2 protein-coding genes and 1 pseudogene are annotated in these 1121 nt (G+C 39.3%); all 3 read left to right on the forward strand.

From position 1 onward, the window contains the following. Positions 1-83: pseudogene (locus V7183_RS26085) on the forward strand (DUF3961 domain-containing protein); the annotation flags it as partial. 16 nt (positions 84-99) lie between these two features. Further along, positions 100-312, forward strand: a complete 213-nt coding sequence (locus V7183_RS24140) for a hypothetical protein (protein WP_335361099.1) — start codon at positions 100-102, stop codon at positions 310-312. A 265-nt stretch (positions 313-577) separates the two neighbouring features. Then, on the forward strand, positions 578-862 hold the full coding sequence (locus V7183_RS24145; RefSeq protein WP_335361100.1) for a hypothetical protein: 285 nt from the start codon (positions 578-580) through the stop codon (positions 860-862). Positions 863-1121: the final 259 nt, after the last annotated feature.

Here is a 1121-nt window from a genome sequence, read left to right on the forward strand (position 1 = left end):
CTGATCGCACTTGGTATTATGGAGTTTTTGGCGTAGGCGGCACGTTGTACGCTATCGATATGTTTATAGCGCATATTTTATAAAATGGAGGAATCGAAAATGGGAGCGTTATTAGAAATCGAACAAAAGGTACAGGTATATTATCGTAAGACAATCGTAGGTTGGTACAACGTTTATATCTCGGAGACGGAAAGATCCGTAAATATTTCACCGCAACAATTTAAAGAGTTATTTCCGCATGTAAATCCGAATACTCAATATGGTTGCGACGAGCTAAGATATGCGGAATTTGAAGAGTTATTTTGGAAGTAGTTAATAAGCGAATTCATTCCGTCTATTGAAGCGTGACGGCAAACATGCGGAGGACGGCGTTCAGATAAATCAGTAGAGTAGCAGGTGGCGCTGGCTTAAGGGTTTAACTAACGAGGTGGTCGTAGGTTGGTACGTCGAGGGCAAGGGCGTATCAGTTGCGATCTTAAATGCGAAGGTGTGGTGACGTGGAGTGCATATTTGGTAGGTATGTATTGTGCGAGATTACATTAGTCCGACCAAGTGGATTATATCGGAGGGGAATACGATGCAAATTAAACCTGGTGAAGTCTTTGTTACGAATTGTAAGTATGAATATGACGACGGCGAATATGAAACGGAATCTATAAAAGGACTAGCATTAGACGAAACTTACTTCGTTACGGCAGACGAAGAAGGCTTCTATATATATGAAACGAAATGTTTAATTGAATCCGAAGAATTAGGGGATTGCGTGGTACAATTAGGCGTTTTAGGAGGGAATCGAATAGAGTTGGCAGCTCTACCAAATATGAACGTGATGGATTTCCTATTTAAACTAATAGAAAAATAGATGTGACCATGTAAGGCGGTACTGGCGGCAAACAGTATCGCCTTTTTTATTTTTTTTTCGAAACCTGTCGTTTTCAGTATGCGAGCGGCACTATTTAAAGTAGAGAGATAATTTTTTCTGAAAAGTGTCCGATTTAGGGTGTGAGCGGCATTATTTAAGTGAGAAGAAAAATTTTTAGGAAGAGGATGTCGTTTTTGTTGCCTTAGCGGATCTATATAAGTGAAAAGAAAATTTTTATGGAAACATGTCGTTTTTTAAA

Source organism: Bacillus sp. JJ1127 (assembly GCF_036965845.1).
Classification (GTDB): domain Bacteria; phylum Bacillota; class Bacilli; order Bacillales; family Bacillaceae_G; genus Bacillus_A.

Bases quoted from the DNA above. Each gene is read 5' to 3' on its own strand.
- V7183_RS24140 (WP_335361099.1), top strand. From the start codon at position 100: ATGGGAGCGTTATTAGAAATCGAACAAAAGGTACAGGTATATTATCGT.
- V7183_RS24145 (WP_335361100.1), top strand. From the start codon at position 578: ATGCAAATTAAACCTGGTGAAGTCTTTGTTACGAATTGTAAGTATGAA.